Annotated in this window: 1 pseudogene; it reads left to right on the top strand. The window is 22.3% G+C overall.

Features of this window, described 5'->3' with window-relative positions:
• Nucleotides 1-355 precede the first annotated feature (355 nt).
• Nucleotides 356-1,276: pseudogene (locus ACR0QS_RS13275) on the top strand (hypothetical protein); the annotation flags it as partial.

Raw genomic sequence — 1,276 nt, 5'->3', positions numbered from 1 at the left:
CTATAAAGCATATATTATATTTATTAATAATAAAAGTCAATTAAAAATATTAGATAGAATTATTATAGAAGTTATAATTTTTTGAATAATAAATTTGACATTTTTTATTAAACATGCTATAATTTGCCTAAATTGATAGAATTAAAAATTAAAAAAAGGACTTTTGAAAAATGAGCGGATGTAAATTCTACAATACAATACAATACAATACAATACAATACAATACAATACAATACAATACAAGCCATTATTATAATTTTTGGCTGTTTTTTCATTGCAAAAATAAAAAATTATTTCAAACATTTAAACGCTTTCTTTGGCGTTTACAAAAATTAAACATTGAGGAGATAACTATATGAAATCTATAAATAAAAATTTATTTCTAAAAATTTATATCCCATTTGTGATTATTACTATTATCGCTCTAATCATTTTACAAATTCTTGGTTCTAAAAAGCGAATTGGTTATTTAACCGATTTCAATTTGAATATTGAAAGAACTTTGGAATTAAATAATTTAAATGATATTAGAGAGAATTTTACCATTGATAATAAATTGGACGAGGAAAGCGTAAAAAATTATTTACTTACTAATGAAAATATAACAAATTATGTTCATCATTTTAGGATTAGATATTATGATAAAATTTTTAGAAATAGCGATATTTACGGAGTTTATGTAGATTTATCTAATTTGCCAGATTATATGGAAAACGCTGAAATGGAAAAAGACGGCAGTCCTTATGGGAATTTTATTTCTGATAGGAAAATTATTAAAGAAGAAAATATTGATGTTAATTATACTTTGAAAATAAAATATCAAATCCCAGCATTAATTTATTTTATATTGTCTTTAGTATTAATAATCTATTTATGCGTAAAAATAAACATTATAAATGAGAAAAATTTTATTGTAATAACCGTCATTATTGGTTTAATATTATTTGTATTTCAATTTTGGCTAGGATTTCCTGGATGGTTTCAAAATCCAGATTTGTATCGGGGTAGTATGAACCCGAAATATAATCTTGGAAATTGGCATCCCGTATTGATACAATTAACTTTACTTTGTTTATATAAAATATTCGGCGTTCATTCTTATTACTTATTTTTAATCAATTTAATTTTATTCTATTCTGGGCTTGCTCTGATAATAATATCTTTGTTTTATAAATTTAAAAATAAAAATGTAATACTTCTTTATTTGCTAATATTTATAAAAGAAATATTTTTCATGAATATTTCTGAAACGAAAGATTCGACTGCGGCTCTATTT

This window comes from Brachyspira sp. (genome assembly GCF_050873525.1).
Lineage (GTDB): Bacteria > Spirochaetota > Brachyspiria > Brachyspirales > Brachyspiraceae > Brachyspira.
This window is presented reverse-complemented; position numbering and strand designations above follow the sequence as displayed.